The 16,787-nt window shown below is 73.3% G+C and carries 12 protein-coding genes; 8 read left to right on the top strand and 4 right to left on the bottom strand.

Going from position 1 to position 16,787, the window contains the following annotated elements; genetic code table 11:
- Positions 1 to 93 precede the first annotated feature (93 nt).
- Entirely contained in the window at positions 94 to 1,686 is a 1,593-nt protein-coding gene (gene mdlC, locus AAC944_RS34910; RefSeq protein ID WP_030613645.1) for a benzoylformate decarboxylase, read from the top strand.
- Positions 1,687 to 1,707: 21 nt separating this feature from the next.
- On the opposite strand, the gene AAC944_RS34905 is transcribed toward mdlC, so the two are convergent.
- On the bottom strand, positions 1,708 to 6,144 hold the full coding sequence (locus tag AAC944_RS34905) for an HAD-IC family P-type ATPase (protein ID WP_051871691.1): 4,437 nt from the start codon (positions 6,142 to 6,144) through the stop codon (positions 1,708 to 1,710).
- A gap of 216 nt (positions 6,145 to 6,360) precedes the next feature.
- On the opposite strand from AAC944_RS34905, the gene AAC944_RS34900 reads away from it, so the two are divergent.
- Positions 6,361 to 6,693: a hypothetical protein gene (locus AAC944_RS34900; protein WP_030613640.1), complete on the top strand. Its 333-nt coding sequence runs from the start codon at positions 6,361 to 6,363 to the stop codon at positions 6,691 to 6,693.
- Positions 6,694 to 6,822: 129 nt separating this feature from the next.
- On the opposite strand, the gene AAC944_RS34895 is transcribed toward AAC944_RS34900, so the two are convergent.
- A complete protein-coding gene (locus AAC944_RS34895; RefSeq protein ID WP_078888521.1) occupies positions 6,823 to 7,788 on the bottom strand; it encodes a YihY/virulence factor BrkB family protein in 966 nt (321 codons plus the stop codon).
- A 116-nt stretch (positions 7,789 to 7,904) separates the two neighbouring features.
- Positions 7,905 to 8,699 carry an SDR family NAD(P)-dependent oxidoreductase gene (locus AAC944_RS34890; RefSeq protein ID WP_030613635.1) on the bottom strand — a complete coding sequence of 265 codons (795 nt, stop codon included), beginning with the start codon at positions 8,697 to 8,699 and terminating at the stop codon, positions 7,905 to 7,907.
- Positions 8,700 to 8,805: 106 nt separating this feature from the next.
- On the opposite strand from AAC944_RS34890, the gene AAC944_RS34885 reads away from it, so the two are divergent.
- The 6 genes from AAC944_RS34885 to AAC944_RS34860 all read left to right on the top strand — a co-directional run bounded on the left by AAC944_RS34885 (position 8,806) and on the right by AAC944_RS34860 (position 15,550).
- Complete coding sequence (locus tag AAC944_RS34885; RefSeq protein ID WP_030613632.1) at positions 8,806 to 9,408, top strand: AAA family ATPase; 603 nt, start codon at positions 8,806 to 8,808, stop codon at positions 9,406 to 9,408.
- A 74-nt stretch (positions 9,409 to 9,482) separates the two neighbouring features.
- A complete protein-coding gene (locus tag AAC944_RS34880) occupies positions 9,483 to 10,016 on the top strand; it encodes a DUF2243 domain-containing protein (protein ID WP_030613629.1) in 534 nt (177 codons plus the stop codon).
- Positions 10,016 to 10,876 (top strand): cytochrome c oxidase assembly protein, encoded by an 861-nt coding sequence (locus tag AAC944_RS34875; protein ID WP_037772044.1) that lies wholly within the window; start codon positions 10,016 to 10,018, stop codon positions 10,874 to 10,876. Before AAC944_RS34880 ends, AAC944_RS34875 begins: the two co-directional genes overlap by 1 nt.
- Positions 10,877 to 10,987: 111 nt before the next feature.
- On the top strand, positions 10,988 to 12,454 hold the full coding sequence (locus AAC944_RS34870; RefSeq protein ID WP_030613622.1) for an aldehyde dehydrogenase family protein: 1,467 nt from the start codon (positions 10,988 to 10,990) through the stop codon (positions 12,452 to 12,454).
- 37 nt (positions 12,455 to 12,491) lie between these two features.
- On the top strand, positions 12,492 to 14,033 hold the full coding sequence (locus AAC944_RS34865; protein WP_030613620.1) for a GMC family oxidoreductase: 1,542 nt from the start codon (positions 12,492 to 12,494) through the stop codon (positions 14,031 to 14,033).
- The gene (locus AAC944_RS34860) at positions 14,033 to 15,550 is read left to right on the top strand and encodes an APC family permease (RefSeq protein ID WP_037772042.1); all 1,518 of its coding nucleotides are present in this window, start codon (positions 14,033 to 14,035) and stop codon (positions 15,548 to 15,550) included. The genes AAC944_RS34865 and AAC944_RS34860 overlap by 1 nt, the downstream gene beginning before the upstream one ends.
- Positions 15,551 to 15,555: 5 nt before the next feature.
- On the opposite strand, the gene AAC944_RS34855 is transcribed toward AAC944_RS34860, so the two are convergent.
- Positions 15,556 to 16,761, bottom strand: coding sequence for an FAD-dependent monooxygenase (locus tag AAC944_RS34855; RefSeq protein WP_438272772.1), 1,206 nt, complete (start codon positions 16,759 to 16,761; stop codon positions 15,556 to 15,558).
- Positions 16,762 to 16,787: the final 26 nt, after the last annotated feature.

The raw sequence follows: 16,787 nt of genomic DNA, 5'->3' as shown, positions 1-16,787 counted from the left end.
GCCGTCTATGCGGGCATCGACAGCAGTCATTGGACCTATGGGGTACGGCCTCCCTACCGTGCGGCGGGTCACCCCCGCAGGAACGGAGAACCGATGGCCACGGTGAGCGAAGCGACGTACGCGCTGCTGAGGGCGCACGGACTGACGACGGTCTTCGGCAATCCGGGGTCGAACGAGCTGCCGTTCCTCGCCGGCATGCCGGCGGACTTCCGGTACGTCCTCGGACTGCACGAGGGAGCGGTGCTGGCGATGGCCGACGGGTACGCGCAGGCCAGCGGCGCGGCGGCGTTCGTGAACCTGCACGCGGCGGCCGGTACCGGCAACGCGATGGGCATGCTCACCAACTCCGTGTACGCGCACAGCCCGTTGGTGATCACCGCGGGCCAGCAGGTCCGCTCGACGATCGGCCAGGAAGTCATGCTGGCCAGCGTGGACGCGGCGGCGCTGCCGAAGCCGCTGGTGAAGTGGGCGTGCGAGCCGTCCTGCGCGGCGGACGTGCCGCGTGCCCTGAGCCAGGCGATCCATCTGGCGAACCTGCCGGCCAAGGGCCCGGTGTACGTGTCGGTGCCGTACGACGACTGGGCACAGGAAGCTCCTGAAGGAGTCGCCCACCTGACGGGGCGTCGGACAGCCGCGGCCGGGGCGCTGAGCGGCGCGCAGTTCGACGGACTTGTGGCGGCCCTGGACGGCGCTGCGGACCCGGTGCTGGTGCTGGGCCCCGAGGTCGACGCGGAGGAGGCCAACGCCGACGCCGTACGGCTGGCGGAGCAGCTGAGCGCCCCGGTCTGGATCGCGCCCTCGGCGTCCCGCTGCCCGTTCCCCACCCGGCATCCCGCCTTCCGGGGCGTGCTGCCCGCGGCCGTGCGGGGCGTCAGCGACGCGCTGGCGGGGCACGACGTGATCCTGGTGGCCGGGGCGCCGGTGTTCCGGTACCACCAGTTCGTGCCCGGTGCCTACCTGCCCGCGGGCGCCCGGCTGATCCAGCTGACCGGCGACCCGGGCGAGGCCGCGCGGGCGCCGATGGGCGAGGCTCTGGTGGGCGGGGTGCGGGACGCGCTGGCGCGGCTGGCCGGCGCGGTGACCGGCGGGCGGCGCCCGGCGCTGCCGCCGCTGCCGGACTTCCGGCCCGCGCCCACGGCCGTCTCCGGGGACCGGCTGCACCCGGAGGAGCTGTTCGCGCTGTTGCGCCGGACCGCTCCCGAGGACGCGGTGTACGTGACGGAGTCCACCTCCACCACCGGGGCCTTCTGGGCCCAGATGGACCTGTCCCGGCCGGGCAGTTACTTCTTCCCGGCCTCCGGCGGCCTGGGCTTCGGGCTGCCGGCCGCCGTCGGCGCCCAACTGGCGCACGCCGAGCGGCAGGTGATCGGGCTGATCGGGGACGGCTCCGCGAACTACGGCATCACGGCGCTGTGGACCGCGGCCCGGTACGGCATCCCGGTGATCATCGTGATCCTCAACAACGGGACGTACGGAGCGCTGCGCTGGTTCTCCAAGGTGCTGGACTCCGGCGAGACACCGGGCATGGACGTGCCCGGCATCGACTTCGTCCAGCTCGCCGGGGGTTACGGCGTCGCCGCGACCGCGGTGCGGACCGGCGACGCCTTCGTACGCGCCCTGAAGGACGCGCTCGGCAGCCGCCGGCCCGCGGTGATCGAGGTGGCGACCGAACTCACCGAGCCGTGAGACCGGCCGCCACGGTGGGGCTCACGCCGTGACCGTCGCCGGGGCGGTTTCCTCCTTCCGCCGGCTCGCCAGTGCCTCCATGCGGGTGATCAGCGGCGGCAGGAGCGACGAGCCCGCCGTCGCCGCGCCGGCGGCGGACAGTGCGATCGTCCAGGCGACCGGCCCGAGCGGGGTGCAGCCGAAGAAGTGGCTGAGGCCCGGGGTCTGCACGACGGCCGCGAGCGCGGCCATCGAGCCGACGGCGGACGCCACGACCGACCGGTCCCGGCCGCCGATCATCAGGGTCTGGCCGAGCTGGGTGGCGACCAGCGCCGTGAGCGCGACCGTACGGGCCCGGGCCTGGCGGCCGGTGAGACGCGCCGCGAGCCAGCCGGCGGCGGCGCCGGTCGCCGTGGCGAGCGCCCGCTGCGCCGTCTCGTCGGTCAGCGCCGCGCCCAGCGACGCCTCCGGCCCCTCGCGCAGGAGCCGCACGGCGGCATCGGGGTGCGGCGCCCGGACGGCCAGGGCGATGGCCGGGAGCAGGTCGGTGAAGAGGTTGACCAGCAGGAGTTGACGCGCCGTCAGTGGCGAGGTGCCGGAGACGGTGGCGCCGAGGACGGTGAAGGCGATCTCGCCGAGGTTGCCGCCGACGAGCATGGCGAGCGACTGCCGTACCGAGGCCCACATGGCGCGGCCCTCGATCAGCACGGCGAGGATGGTCTCCAGCCGGTCGTCGGTGACCACCAGGTCGGCCGCGGCCCGCGCCGCCGGGGTGCCCCGGCCGCCGAGCGCGATGCCGACGTCGGCGATCCGGATGGCGGGCGCGTCGTTGGCGCCGTCCCCGGTCATGGCGACCGTACGGCCCAGGCGCTGGAAGGCCTGGACGACGCGTACCTTGTGCACCGGTGTGCTGCGGGCGACGACGCCCACGTCCGGCAGCACCTTGTCCAGCGCCGCGTCGTCCAGTCCGTCCAGTTCGGCGCCGGTGACCACACGGTGGCCGTTGATGAGGCCGAGTTCCTTGGCGATGGACTCGGCGGTCTGCGGGTGGTCACCGGTGATCATGACGATGTGCACCCCGGCGTCCGCGAGTTCGCGCACGGAGTCGGCGGCGGTGCCGCGCACCTGGTCGGAGAAGGCGAGGAAGCCCAGGAAGCCGAGCTTGCCGACGGTCTCGTCGGTGAGCTTCCCTTCCTCCGTGGGGTCCTTGCGCAGGCGGCGCTCGGCGACCGCGAGGACGCGGTGTCCCTCGGCGGCCAGCTTCTCGCCCTCGGCGAGGAGTTCCTCGCGGTCGGCGGGGTCCAGTTTGCGCCCCGCCTGGCTCGTGCACCGCTGGATCACCTCCTCGGGCGCGCCCTTCACCGACAGCACCCACTCCTTGCCGCTCCGGCCGACCGCCGCGTGGTAACCGCGGCTCGGCTCGAACTGCAACTGCGCGGAGCGCTTCCAGCCGGGCGCCGAGCGGGTGCGGTGCACGCCGGCCTCCTCGGCGCCGGCGACCACCGCGTTGTCGGTGACATGGGCCAGCGGCTGCTTACGGCGCCGCCGGGGCGTGGCGCGCAGCCCGGCCGCCAGGACGTCCTGCTGCTCGGTGCCGAGGCGTTCCACGGCGAGGCTGCGCCCTGCCGCCGAGACGGCGGTGAGCGAGATCTGCCCGTGGGTCAGGGTGCCGGTCTTGTCGAAGCACAGCACGTCCGTACGGCCGACCGCCTCGATGGTGCGGGGGTCGCGGACGAGGACGCCTTGGGCCGACAGCCGCCGCGCTGCGGCCAGTTGGGCGGCCGAGACCAGGAAGGGCAGCCCCTCGGGCACGCTGGCCACCGCGAGGCCGACACCGGCACCGACGGTCTCGCGTGCCGGGCGGCCGCGCATCAGGCCGACGGCCATCAGGGTGCCGGCCGCGCCGAGCGCCACCGGCATGGTGGTGCGGGTGATCTGCGCGAGGCGGCGCTCCACGCCGACCGGCGCGGCGGCGCCCCGCCCGGCCTGCGCGCCGCGGCCCGCCTCGGTGGCCGCGCCGGTGGCGACGACCACGGCACGCGCCCGCCCCGCCGCCACGGTGGTCCCCTCGTACGCCATGGACGTACGGTCGGCCAGGTCAGCGGCGAGGACGGGGGCGACGTCCTTGGCCACCGGCAGCGACTCGCCGGTCAGCGCCGACTCGTCCGCCTCCATGCCGCGGGCGGTGAGGAGCCGGCAGTCGGCGGGTACGACGTCGCCGGCGGTCAGCGCGACCACGTCACCGGCCACCAGTTCCTCGGAGGGCAGCTGGCGTTCCTCACCGTCCCGCAGTGCGGTGGCCATCACGGCGGAGCGCCGGTGCAGGTCGGCGACGGCCCGGTCGGCCAGGTGCCGCTGGACGCCGCCGATGCAGCCGGACAGCAGGGTGACGCCGACGATGATGTACGCGTCCAGCAGTGCCCCGACCCCGGCCGACAGGGCGGCGCCGCCGAGCAGTACCGGCGTGAGCGGATTGGCGGTCTCGGTGGCGACCGCCCGGAGCAGCGAGGGCTGCTGGACATGTTCGTCCGTCGTCCTGGTGCGGCTGCGGACCTGACGGCTGGTCAGGCCGTCCTCGGTGCCACCGGTCATGCCCAGCACGGTGTCCGGGGTCATGGCGTGCCAGGGGCGGCGCGCCGGTATCCGGGGGCCGTTGACGCGCAGGGCCTGCGCCGCCGACCACACGCCCTGTGCCATGCCGAGCGTCGCGGCCACGTTGACGGCGAGCAGGCTGCGCGCGGTCATCCCCCGCTTCCGGCGTCCGGCGAGCGTCGTCACCATGCCGACCACGGCCGCCGCCTGGGCCAGCCGGACGCCGCGCTGCGAGACCGGACGTGCGGCGCCGCACGCCGCCAGCACCACACCGACCTGCGTGAGGTCGTCCCCCACGTACACGTCGGCGCCCCACGGGAGCACCCCGTCCCGGCCGGTGACGCCGACGCCCACGTCGGCGGCGGTGAGTGCGGACCGGTCCCCGGAGGCCAGCAGGACGCCCGTACCGTCGCGCTGCAGGTCCCGGACGGAGGCGGCCAGCCGGTCGCCGCCGGGCACCGTGCCGTGCGCGTCGGAGAGCGCGACGTGGGAGGTGTGCGGGCCCGCGGTCATGAGGGTCAGGCCGTGCCGGCGGGCCGCCGTGACCAGGCCCTCGGCGGCCTCGTGCAGTTCGGGCACCACGGCGACCAGCGCGCAGAGCCGGCCCTGGTGGGCGAGCGCCAGGATGTGCTCGGCGCCGCCGCGGCGCAGCCGTTGCGCCGCGTCCGCCACGGCCGCCACGTCCGGCCCGTCCTTCTCCTCGCGGTCCTTCGGCAGGTGCGGCGCCAGCGTCCAGTCGTCCTCCTCGTGCGCCGCCGTGGGCCGGCGGCCGTCGAAGAGCCGGTACGCGGTCGCCGCGAGGTCGCCGGTGGAGCGCTCCTCGTCCAGCGGTACGAGGTCGGCGAGGAGGTGGCCGCCCGTCAGCAGGGCCTCGGTGTCCAGGACGACGGTGTGCACCCGGTCCAGGCGGCGCAGCGCCCCGGGGTCGGCCACGAGGCTGCCGCGCTGGGACAGGCCCCGGCCGAGGGTGCTTGCGAAGGCCTCCCGGGCCGTCCAGGGCGGCTTGGGCAGGGCGGCCACGGCCGCGCTCGCCGCGGGCGTGGCCTTGCGGGTCACCGCGAACGTGCCGGTGAAGACCGTGCCGGCCACCCAGCCGGCCCGGCGCGCGTACCGCTCGACCGGCCCCTCCCGCAGCGCCACCTCGCGCGGCGCGGTGGGCACCGCTGCGGCGCGGGCGTGCTGCTCGGTCCCGGTGACGCGGGGCTCCGCCGCCTGCCACGCCTCGCGGTGGGCGACCGTCTCGGCCAGCCGCAGGGTGTGCCGTACGGCGTCCACGCCCAGTCCGGTGAAGCCTCCGGAGCCGGCCTGGGCGAGCGCGCTCAGCCCGGCGAGCACCACGTCGACGTTGCGGGAGCCGACCACGGCCGTCACCTTGCGGCGCAGCGCCGGCTGGGTGTCGATGACGGTGACCAGCGCGGAGAGGCCGACCGGCAGCGGGGTGCGCTGCGAGAGCCGGACGGCGGTCGCGACCGGTACCGCGGCCGCCTGGAGGGCGAGGGAGAGGGCGGCGCGCTGGATGTCGCCGGGCGCCGCCGGATGCTCGGGCAGCGGGCCGGTCAGCCCGTGCTCCTCCTCGACCGCCTCGGCCGCTTCGGCCAGCGCCTGTGCCGTGCCGAGGTCGGCTGCGCCCTCCGCCACCAGTTCCACCACGGCGTGTCCCAGTGCGGCGTTGACCGCGGCCCACCTGACGGCGGGCAGCGCGGCGAGCCGCTGTTCGAGGGCGGCCGTCGCCGCCGTTGCCGTTGCCTCTTCCGCCTCCCGCAGTCCGCGTACCGCGATGTGTGCCCGTTCACCGTTGATCCGCGTGCGTGGCCGCGCCGTCGCGCCGAGCGCGCTCACCGCGGTCCCCACCACCGTCCGCGCGATGCCGATCCCCGGAACCTTCACCGTCCGCCACCCGCCTCCTGGCACCCGGTCCCCCGAAGCCGGTGCCCGCCCGCTTCGTTCCGATGCCCCGTCGCGTCCTCGACGCGCGAGAATGGAGTACGCACAGCACACCGTACTCGGGCCAAACGAGGAGTTGGGATGCCCAGTACAGCTGAAAGCACGCGGAAAACCGCTGCGAAACGGACGGCACCGCAAGAGCCCACCGAGGATACGCACGTGCACCGCAGCAAGCAGGGCCTGAGCGTGCACACCCTCGATGTCCGCGCACCGCTGCACGTCCCGTACTTCACACCCGGGGACGTGGTGAACAACGCGCGGACGGCCACCGAATGGCTGCCGCCCCTGCCACCTGCCAGGGAGTTCTGGTACTACGGCGGTCTGGGCGCGCTCGCCATCGCCGGCGCGCTGGAGTGGCCGGTCGCGCTCGCCGTCGGCGGCGCCACCGTCCTGTTACGGCGCTCCGGACAGCAGGAATCGGCCGAACGGCGGGAGCCGGTGGAGGAAAGTGCCTCCGAGCAGGCCGCACAGTCCGCCAAGAAGCGGGACTGACAACGGAGAAAGGGGGAGGGAAAGAGCCGCCGGACAGACCGGCGCCGGGCCCGGTTCCGCAGGGAGCCGGGCCCGGCACCGTCTCCCGGCGGAGTGGGTGCCGCGCGGGGTGCGTAGCCGCCGGCCGCCTCACATCTTGCGGGTGTCGCGCGGTTCGGCGTACGGCTCCTCGTCCCGCGGATGACCGGCTTCCATGGCGCGGCTCCGCTCCATCTCGGCGTTGAACTCCAGGCCGAGCAGGATGGCGAGGTTGGAGATCCACAGCCAGACCAGGAAGATGATGATCCCGGCGAGGCTGCCGTAGGTCTTGTTGTAGCTGGCGAAGTTGGCGACGTAGAGGGCGAAGAGCGCCGAGGCGACCAGCCAGAGCAGAATGGCCAGCAGGCTGCCGGGGGTGACCCAGCGGAACCGGCGCCGGACGTTGGGCGCCGCCCAGTACAGCAGCGCGATGATGAAGCTGATCAGAATCACCATCACCGGCCACTTGGCGATGTTCCAGACCGTGACGGCCGTGCTGCCGAGCCCCAGGACGTCACCCGCCTTCTGGGCCAGCGATCCGGTGAACACCACGGCCACGCTGATGACCGCGAGCAGGACGACGGTCACGACGGTGATCAGGAAGCGGGTCGGCAGGATCTTCCAGGCCGGCCGGCCCTCCTCGATGTCGTACACGGCGTTCGCGGCGCGCATGAAGGCGGCGATGTAGCCGGAGGCCGACCACAGGGCGATCACGATGCCGATGACCAGGGCGATGCCGGCCTTGCCGCCGCTGCCCTGCATCTGCTTGAGCATGCTCGTGATGACGTCGCGGGCGGCGCCCGGGGCGAACTTGCCGACGTTGTCGATCATCGGCTGGATCGTCCCGCTGCCCATCAGGCCCAGGATCGACACCAGCGCCAGCGCGGCCGGGAAGATCGCGAGCACGCCGTAGTAGGTGAGGGCGGCGGCCAGGTCGGTGAGGTTGTCCTTCTTGAATTCCTTCGCGGTGCGTTTGAACACCGCCTTGTACGACTGTTTGGGCAGGTCACCGGGTCCCTTGGGCACCCCGGCGCTCGCCCCGCCGCCGTCGTTCGCGTCTCCCTGAGGCCCTCGCATGGGTCCAGCACCTTCCGAAGCGGATGATCGGACCCCCAGCCTCACCCGGCCCACCGGGGGCACGCGCGGCGGACTGGTCCGTATGGAGCCCCGGCGCACGGCCCGTGCGGGACGGCTCAGGGCAGGATCGAGTCGACGTACCCGCCGTCCACCCGGACCGCGCCGCCGGTGGTCGCCGACGCCTGGTCCGAGCTGAGGTAGACGACCATGTGGGCGATCTCCTCGGGCTCGATCAGCCGCTGGAGCAGCGACTGCGGACGGTGCTCGCGCATGAAGACCCGCTGCGCCTCGTCCCACGGGAGGTCGCGGTCGACCAGCTCGTACACGAAGTCCTCGACGCCGCCGGTGTGCGTCGGCCCGGCGATGACGGAGTTGACCGTGACGCCCGTGCCGGCCGCCTGTTTCGCGAAGCCGCGGCTCACCGCGAGGATCGCGGTCTTCGACATGCCGTAGTGGATCATCTCGGCGGGGATCACCACGGCCGAGTCGCTGGCGATGTACTGGATACGGCCCCAGCCGCGCCCGGTCATCCCGGGCAGGTACGTACGGGTGAGCCGGACCGCCGCCAGGACGTTCACCTCGAAGTAGCGCCGCCACTCCGCGTCGCTGATCTCCATCGGGTCCTTCGCGCCGAAGATGCCGAGATTGTTGACGAGGATGTCCACGTCCGGCAGCGTGTCCGCCAACCGGGCGGTGCCCTCCTCCGTCGTCACATCGGCGGCGGCCGCGGCGAACCGGCCGCCGGGCACCTCCTGGCCGAGCCGGGCGACGGCCTCGTCGACCCGGGCGGCGTTCCGCCCGTTGACCCCGACCAGGGCGCCCGCGCGGGCGAGCCCCGCGGCGATCGCCGCGCCGATTCCCTGGGTCGAGCCGGTGACCAGCGCCGTCCGTCCTGACAGGTCGAGCTGCATCGCATTCGCTCCGTTTCCTGGCCCGTCTCCACAGCTGCCGCCCCCGGCCAGCAGGCTGCCACGTACCACCCCCGCCCACACGCAACGGCACGAAAGGTGTTTCCCCATGTCTTCGGCATCCGCGCCCGTCCCCGGCGCCCCGCACTCCGGCCGCTTCGTCGTCGTCACCGGCGGGCCCGGCGCCGGGAAGAGCACGCTCATCGACCGGCTGGCGGAACGCGGGTACGCCCGGTCGGAAGAGGCGGGGCGCGGCGTGATCCGGGACCAGACGGCCATCGGCGGGCGTGGCCTGCCCTGGACCGACCCGGCGCTCTTCGCCGAGCTGATGCTCGGCTGGGAGCTGCGTTCGTACCGGCTCGCCGCGGCGCACGGGGCACCGTCCGCCGGGCCCGTCTTCTTCGACCGCGGAGTGCCCGACATCGTCGGCTACCTGCGTGTGCAGGGGCTTCCCGTACCGGCCCACGTGCACGCCGCCGCGCGGACGTACCGGTACCACCACCGGGTGTTCCTCGCGCCCTTCTGGCCGGAGATCTACGCGGCGGACGCGGAGCGCAAGCAGTCCCCCGAGGAGGCCGAGCGGACGTACCTGGCCATGGTCGAGGCGTACACGGAGTACGGGTACGAGCTGGTCGAACTGGAGCGGGCGCCGGTCGAGGAGCGGGTGCGGTCCGTGCTGCGGTCGGTGGAGGACGCCCGGAAGGGCGCGTGACACAGGGCCGCTGCCGGGAACCGGTACGGGGACCGGGACACGGAGCCCGGCACCCACCAGGAAGGAGCGACCGCATGGCCACCACGGGCGAGGTACGGGCAGGGCCTGCGCCGAGGAGCCTCCGGCTGCCGGGGATCGTACTGGGCGTGGGCCTCGGCGGATTCGTCGACGGCATCCTGCTGCATCAGCTCCTGCAGTGGCACCACATGCTGACCAGCACCAACACCGACCGGATCGGCCTGAAGTACTACTCGCCGCACTCGGTGTCCGGGCTGGAGATGAACACCGTGTGGGACGGCATCTTCCACACCGTCTGCTGGCTCGCGGTGCTCATCGGCCTGGCACTGCTGTACTCCCGCGTCACGCACGGCCGGCGGCGCGTGTGGACGTCGCGGGTGCTGTGGGGCTGGATCCTGGCGGGCTGGGGCATCTTCAACCTCGTCGAAGGGCTGCTGGACCACCAGATCCTCGGCATCCACCACGTGCACGGCGGGCCCTACCAGGTCTGGTGGGACATCGGCTTCCTGGTCCTGGGGGCGCTGCTGCTCCTCGGGGGCTGGGCGCTCCAGCGCGGCGGCCGGGCCTTCGACCCCGAGCGGGGCGCCTGATGGGTGGTCACGAGCACCTGATGCACGAGCACCGCACCGGGGGCGCGCATCCGCTGCCGGGCGGCCCGCTGCCGACCGTGCTCGCCGTCGCCCTGCTGGCCGTGCTCGCCGCCGGCTATCTGCTGCTCGTACGGCGGGCCGCCCGGCGGCACCCCGGCAGGACCTGGAGCCGTTGGCGCACCGCGAGCTTCCTCACCGGGTGCGCACTGGCGGCCGGGGCGCTGCTGCCGCCGCTGGGGGCCTTCGCGCACGGGGACTTCCGCGGCCACATGGCCCAGCACCTGCTGATCGGCATGTACGCGCCGCTCGCACTGGTCCTCGGCGCGCCGGTGACGCTGCTGCTGCGGACGCTGCCGCCCGCCCGTGCCCGGCGGCTGACCGGCCTGCTGCACAGCCGCCCGCTCCGGTTCCTCGCCCATCCGGTCACCGCGCTGCTGCTGAGCACCGGCTCGCTCGCCGTCCTGTACGGCACGCCGCTGTACGACGTGACCGCGGCGCACCCCGCGCTGCACTGGCTGGTGCACACGCACTTCCTGCTCTCCGGGTGCCTGTTCGCCTGGGTCGTCGCGGGGCCCGACCCCGCTCCGGCACGGCCGGGGGTACCGGCCCGGCTGGTCCTCCTGGGCGTGGCGGTCGCCCTCCACGCGACGTTCTCCCAACTCCTCTACGGCGGCTTCCTCATCGGCGTGCACGCACCGGTCGACCAGGTGCGGGGCGGCGCGCAGCTCATGTACTACGGCGGCGACATCGCCGAGCTGCTGCTGGCCGGCGCGCTGGTCGCCACCTGGCGCCCGGCCCGCGGCCCACACCGGCGGACCGCCGCACGCCTTAGCCCGACCGAGTCACTTTCCTCACCGTAGCCGGCGGTCCTTCGGTGCGCCCCGCCGTCCGCCGCGTCCGACTCTGGACCATGGTGCGGGTCCAGGCCCAGGCGTACGCCCCGGGACTCCGGGGAGCGAGGAGATCAGCAGATGGCTGACCTGTACATCGACGGTGAGTGGACGGGGGCGGCGGCGGGCGGCCGGCGTGACGTGGTCAATCCGTTCGACGCCTCCGTGGTGCGGACCGTCGACGACGCGGACGGGACGGACGTCGACCGGGCGGTGCGGGCGGCCCGGCGGGCGTTCGACGACGGCGAGTGGGCGAGCGCCCCGACCCGGCTCCGCGCCGACGTGCTGCACCGCGTGTACGAGCTGCTGCTGCGCGACCTGGAGGACATCGCCCGCACCGAGACCCAGGACACCGGCAAGACCATCGCCGAGTCCCGGCTCGACATCGAGGACATCGCGAACGCCTTCCGCTACTTCGCCGAGATCGCCGACAAGGACGGCGGGCGGGTGGTGGACGTCGGCCCGGACGTGCTGAGCCGGGTGGTGTACCAGCCGGTCGGGGTGTGCGCGCTGATCGCGCCGTGGAACTACCCGCTGCTCCAGGCCACCTGGAAGGTGGCTCCGGCGCTCGCGGCGGGCAACACCTTCGTGCTGAAGCCGAGCGAGACGACGCCGCTGACGACCGTCACCCTCTTCCGGCTGCTGGAGGAGGCGGGGACGCCGCCCGGGGTGGCCAACCTCGTCCTCGGCCCCGGCGCCACGGTGGGTGCGGCGATGACCCAGCACCCGGACGTGGACATGGTGTCCTTCACCGGCGGGCTGGCGACCGGCCGTACGATCATGGCGGGCGCCGCGGCCGACGTGAAGAACGTGGCGCTGGAGCTGGGCGGCAAGAACCCCAATGTGATCTTCGAGGACGCCGACTTCGACGCGGCGGTGGACTACGCGCTGGACGGGGCCTTCCTCCACTCCGGCCAGGTCTGTTCGGCCGGGTCGCGGCTCATCGTGCAGGAGGGCCTGCACGACCGGTTCGTCGAGGCCCTGGCCGACCGGGCGCGGCGCATCCGGCTCGGCAACGGCATGGACGAGGAGACCGAGAGCGGTCCGCTCAGCTCCCCCGAGCACCGCGAGAAGGTCGAGGGCTACCTGGAGGTCGCGCGCTCCGAGGGCGCGCGGCTGGTGTGCGGCGGACGCCGCCCCGACGCCCCCGAGCTCTCCCGCGGCTTCTTCGTGCTGCCGACGATCTACGCCGACTGCGACCGGTCGATGCGGATCGTGCAGGAGGAGGTGTTCGGCCCGGTGGTGACGGTCGAGCGGTTCCGCGACGAGGAGGACGCGGTACGGCTCGCCAACGACACCAAGTACGGGCTGGCGGGCGCGGTGTGGACCAGTGACGCGAGCCGGGCGCAGCGGGTGGCGCAGCGGCTGCGGCACGGCACGGTGTGGATCAACGATTTCCATCCGTACGTGCCGCAGGCCGAGTGGGGCGGCTTCGGTCACTCCGGCGTCGGGCGCGAGCTGGGACCGACGGGGCTGCGCGAGTACCAGGAGGCCAAGCACATCTACCAGAACCTCCGGCCGGCTCCCTCCGGCTGGTTCAAGGGCTGAGGCGGACGCGGTGACCGGAGGGACCGAGGAGCGGGGCATGGGAGACGGTACGGAGTTCGACTACGTCATCGTGGGCGGCGGAACGGCGGGCTGTGTCCTGGCGGCGCGGCTGACCGAGGACCCGGACTGCCGGGTGTGCGTGGTCGAGGGCGGGCCCAGTGACGTGGGCGACGAGAAGATCCTGCGGCTGCGCAACTGGATCAATCTGCTGGACTCGGAGTACGACTACGGCTACACGACCGTGGAGCAGCCGCGCGGCAACTCGCACATCCTGCACTCGCGTGCGCGCGTCCTCGGCGGCTGTTCCTCGCACAACACCCTGATCAGCTTCCTGCCGCTGCCGGAGGACATGGACGAGTGGGCGGCGCTGGGCTGTACCGGCTGGGACGCCGCGACGGTCCTGCCGTACCGCGACCGGCTCCAGAACCGCATCGTCCCGGTGGCCGAACAGGACCGCAATCCGATCGCGAAGGACTTCGTGACGGCGGCGGCGTCGGCGCTGGGCGTGCCGGTGGTCGACGACTTCAACGCCCGGCCGTTCGCCGACGGGGTGGGGTTCTTCTCGCTGGCGTACGAGGCGGAGAACAACAAGCGCTCGTCGGCGTCGGTGGCGTACCTGCACCCGGTCCTGGACCGGCCGAACCTCACGCTGAAGCTGGAGACCTGGGCGTACGAGGTGGTACCGGCCGGGAACGGCCGGATGACCTGCGTGCGGGTGCGGTCCGCCGACGGCACGGAGACGACGCTGCGGGCGCAGCGCGAGCTGCTGCTGTGCGCGGGCGCGATCGACACGCCGCGGCTGCTGATGCTGTCCGGCATCGGCCCGGCGGACCAGCTGCGCGAGCTGGGCATCGAGGTACGGGCCGACCTCCCCGGTGTGGGCCAGAACCTGCTGGACCACCCGGAGTCGGTGATCATCTGGGAGACGGCGGGGCCGCTGCCGCCCAACTCGGCGATGGACTCCGATGCCGGGCTCTTCCTCCGCCGCGACCCGGACGGCGGACCACGGCCCGACCTGATGTTCCACTTCTACCAGGTGCCGTTCAGTGTCAACACGGAGCGGCTGGGCTATCCGCCGGTCGAGCACGGCGTGTGCATGACGCCGAACGTGCCGCGCGCCCGGTCGGTGGGCCGGATGTGGCTGCGCAGCGCGGACCCGGCGGAGAAGCCCGCCCTGGACTTCCGGTACTTCACCGACCCGGAGGGCCATGACGAGAAGACGATCGTGGACGGGCTGAAGGTGGCGCGCGAGGTGGCGGCGACGGCGCCGCTGCGGGACTGGCTGAAGCGGGAGGTGGCGCCGGGTCCGGACGTGACGTCGGACGCGGAGCTGTCGGAGTACGGGCGGCGTGCCGCGCACACCGTCTACCACCCGGCGGGCACCTGCAAGATGGGCGGCGACGGCGATCCGGCGGCCGTACTCGATCCACAGCTGCGGGTGCGCGGCGTGGACGGCCTCCGGGTCGTGGACGCCTCCCTCTTCCCGACGATGCCGACGATCAACCCGATGGTGACGGTGCTGCTGGCGGCCGAGCGGGCCGCCGACCTGATCCGGGTCGCGGGCGGAGGCGGCCGGTGATGGCCTCGGCGAGCACACCGGCGGGCGGCGCCGACGGCAGCCGCGGCGGGAACGGGGCGTCGGACGGGCACCCGGCGGAGACCGCCGACGGCTCCGTCGCCGGCTCGGAGTTCCGCAAGGACATGGGCCCGTGGGCGAACTTCGCGCTCGGTTTCACGTACCTCTCCCCCGTCGTCAGTACGTACACCCTCTTCGCCACCGCGCTCGGCGAGGGCGGCCCGCCGATGGTGTGGGCGTTCGTCCTGGCCGGCTGCGGACAGTTCCTGGTCGCGCTGGTCTTCGGCGAGGTCGTGGCGCAGTTCCCCATCGCGGGCGGGGTCTATCCGTGGGCCCGGCACCTGTGGGGCAAGCGCTGGGCGTGGATGACCGGCTGGGTCTACATGTGGGCGCTGCTGGTCACGATCACCTCGGTGGCGTACGGCGCGGGCCCCTACATCGCCCTGCTCATCGGCTTCGAACCCACGGTCCACACCACCGTCCTGTGCACGGTGGTCCTCATCATCATCGCCGTACTCATCAACTACGCCGGCACGAAGGCCCTCTCGGCGGCTGCCGTGATCGGCTTCGGCGCCGAGCTGATCGGCGCGCTGATCGTCGGCATCTACCTGCTGGCCACCCACCGCGAGCACAACCTCGGCGTCCTCTTCGACACGTACGGCACCGAGGGCGACGGCAGCTACCTGCCGGTCTTCCTCGCGGCCGCGATCATCGGCTTCTACCAGTACTACGGCTTCGAGGCGTGCGGCGACACCGCCGAGGAGGTCGCGCACCCGGGCCGGGTGATCCCCAAGGCGATGCGCCGCACGATCTACGTGGGCGGCGCGGCGGCCACGTTCACGTGCCTGTCCCTGCTGCTCTCCGTCACCGACTACCGCGCGGTGATCTCCGGCAAGGACACCGACCCCGTCGTCCACCTGCTGTACGACGCGCTGGGCGAATTCGGCGCCCGCCTCGTGATGGCCGTGGTCCTCATCTCCTTCCTCTCCTGCACGATCAGCCTGCAGGCGGCGGCCGGCCGCCTCATCTACTCGTACGCCCGCGACCAGATGATCGTGGGGCACCGGCTGCTGCGGAAGTTCTCGCACGCCAGGGCCGTGCCGGGCTGGGCGCTGCTGGTGTCGGCCGTCATTCCGACGATCATCGCCTTCGGGTCACTGGTGTCGGCGGACGCGCTCACCAAGATCGTGTCCTTCGCGATCCTGGGCATCTACGGTGCGTTCCAGATGGTGGTGCTCGCCGCCCTGCGCGCCCGCCTGAAGGGCTGGAAGCCCTCCGGCGAGTACCGGCTCGGCCGCTGGGGCCTGCTGGTGAACGCCGGAGCGCTGGCCTACGGCATCTTCGCCATCGTCAACATCTGCTGGGCCCGCACGCCGGAGGCCCCCTGGTACGACAACTACATCGTGCTGCTCTGCGGCGGCATCGTCGTCCTGGCCGGCGTCCTCTACATGTTCACCACCCACCACTACGGCCGCAGCGACGCGCCGTGCGGGGACGCGATCCCCGAGTCGCGGCGCTGATCCGGCTACGGCGCCGCGCCGGCGCCGTAGTCGGGCAGCCCGACCGTACTGCTGGCCCTCTGCCCCGCCCTGAGCATCCGGTCCATCAGGAAGCGCCGGGAGAGCAGGGCGTTACGGAGCCGCAGCCCGGTGGCGGTACGCGGCGCGAGGAACGGCCCGGTGCGGTCACCGCCCTTCTGGCACCCTTCCGCGTACGGCCGCATCCGGCGCTCGTACCGCGCGAAGGCGGCGCGGTGATCGCCACCGGCCCGGGCCAGCTCGCCGGCAAGGACGTACGCGGCGACCAGTGCGGTGCCCGTGCCCATGCCGCCGAGCGTGGCACCGCACGCGGCGTCCCCGACGAGCCCGACGCGCCCCTTGGACCAGGTGGGCACATCAGCCCGGCTGACGGAGTCGAAGTACAGCTCGGGCGCGGCGCGCAGGGACGCCAGCAGCCGCGGCACGTGCCAGCCGAGGCCGGTGAAGGCGTCGGTGACCAGTGCCTTCTGCTGCTCGGCCGAGTGCCGGTCGTAGGGCAGCTCGGGCGCGGCGAAGACGAACATCGCACCGGCCCGCGCCGGGTCGCGGTGGTCGGCGCCGACCGAGGCGAGCCGCCCCGGGACGTTGTGACCAACCACCCCCTCCCCGGCCGCCGGCCCCAGGTCGTTGGGGAGTTGCCAGCTGGCGGCGTAATACCCGAGATGCCGCACATACCGCCCCTCCGGGCCGAAGGCGAGCCGCCGGACGGTCGAGTGCAGCCCGTCGGCGCCGATCACCAGGCCGAACTCGCGGGCCGGACCGTTGCGGAAGGTCACCCGTACACCCGGGCCGGTCTCGTCGATCCCGGTGATCGTGTCGCCGAAGACGTACTCCGTCCCGGGAGCACTGCGTTCGTACAGCACTCGGGCCAGGTCCCCACGCAGCACCTCCAGCTCGCCGCCCATGAACTCGGCAGGCAGGCGCAGCAGTTGACGCCCCCGTTCGTCGACGAAGCGGATCGGGGTGCCGCCCGTCCGCAGCCGCCGCAACTCGGGCAGCAGCCCCATGCGGCGAAGCACGGTCAGCTGCGTCTCCCCGCGGAAGTCCACGGGCTGCCCGCCCGCACGCAGGGCGGGGGCTACTTCGACGACGGTGGGCCGGAAACCGTGGCGGGCCAGCCAGTAGGCCAGCGCGGGCCCGGCGACGCTCGCACCGGAGATCAGGACGGTTCCGTGGTGCGGCATCGGCGACATGACTCTCCCCGTTCATCATCCGTGTC

This window comes from Streptomyces sclerotialus, assembly GCF_040907265.1.
GTDB lineage: Bacteria > Actinomycetota > Actinomycetes > Streptomycetales > Streptomycetaceae > Streptomyces > Streptomyces sclerotialus.
The sequence above is the reverse complement of the archived record's forward strand: the minus strand, read 5'-3'. Positions and strand labels throughout refer to the sequence as shown.

Bases quoted from the DNA above. Each gene is read 5' to 3' on its own strand.
- mdlC (WP_030613645.1), top strand. From the start codon at position 94: ATGGCCACGGTGAGCGAAGCGACGTACGCGCTGCTGAGGGCGCACGGA.
- AAC944_RS34895 (WP_078888521.1), bottom strand. From the start codon at position 7,788: ATGCGAGGGCCTCAGGGAGACGCGAACGACGGCGGCGGGGCGAGCGCC.
- AAC944_RS34890 (WP_030613635.1), bottom strand. From the start codon at position 8,699: ATGCAGCTCGACCTGTCAGGACGGACGGCGCTGGTCACCGGCTCGACC.
- AAC944_RS34885 (WP_030613632.1), top strand. From the start codon at position 8,806: ATGTCTTCGGCATCCGCGCCCGTCCCCGGCGCCCCGCACTCCGGCCGC.
- AAC944_RS34880 (WP_030613629.1), top strand. From the start codon at position 9,483: ATGGCCACCACGGGCGAGGTACGGGCAGGGCCTGCGCCGAGGAGCCTC.
- AAC944_RS34875 (WP_037772044.1), top strand. From the start codon at position 10,016: ATGGGTGGTCACGAGCACCTGATGCACGAGCACCGCACCGGGGGCGCG.
- AAC944_RS34870 (WP_030613622.1), top strand. From the start codon at position 10,988: ATGGCTGACCTGTACATCGACGGTGAGTGGACGGGGGCGGCGGCGGGC.
- AAC944_RS34865 (WP_030613620.1), top strand. From the start codon at position 12,492: ATGGGAGACGGTACGGAGTTCGACTACGTCATCGTGGGCGGCGGAACG.
- AAC944_RS34860 (WP_037772042.1), top strand. From the start codon at position 14,033: ATGGCCTCGGCGAGCACACCGGCGGGCGGCGCCGACGGCAGCCGCGGC.
- AAC944_RS34855 (WP_438272772.1), bottom strand. From the start codon at position 16,761: ATGTCGCCGATGCCGCACCACGGAACCGTCCTGATCTCCGGTGCGAGC.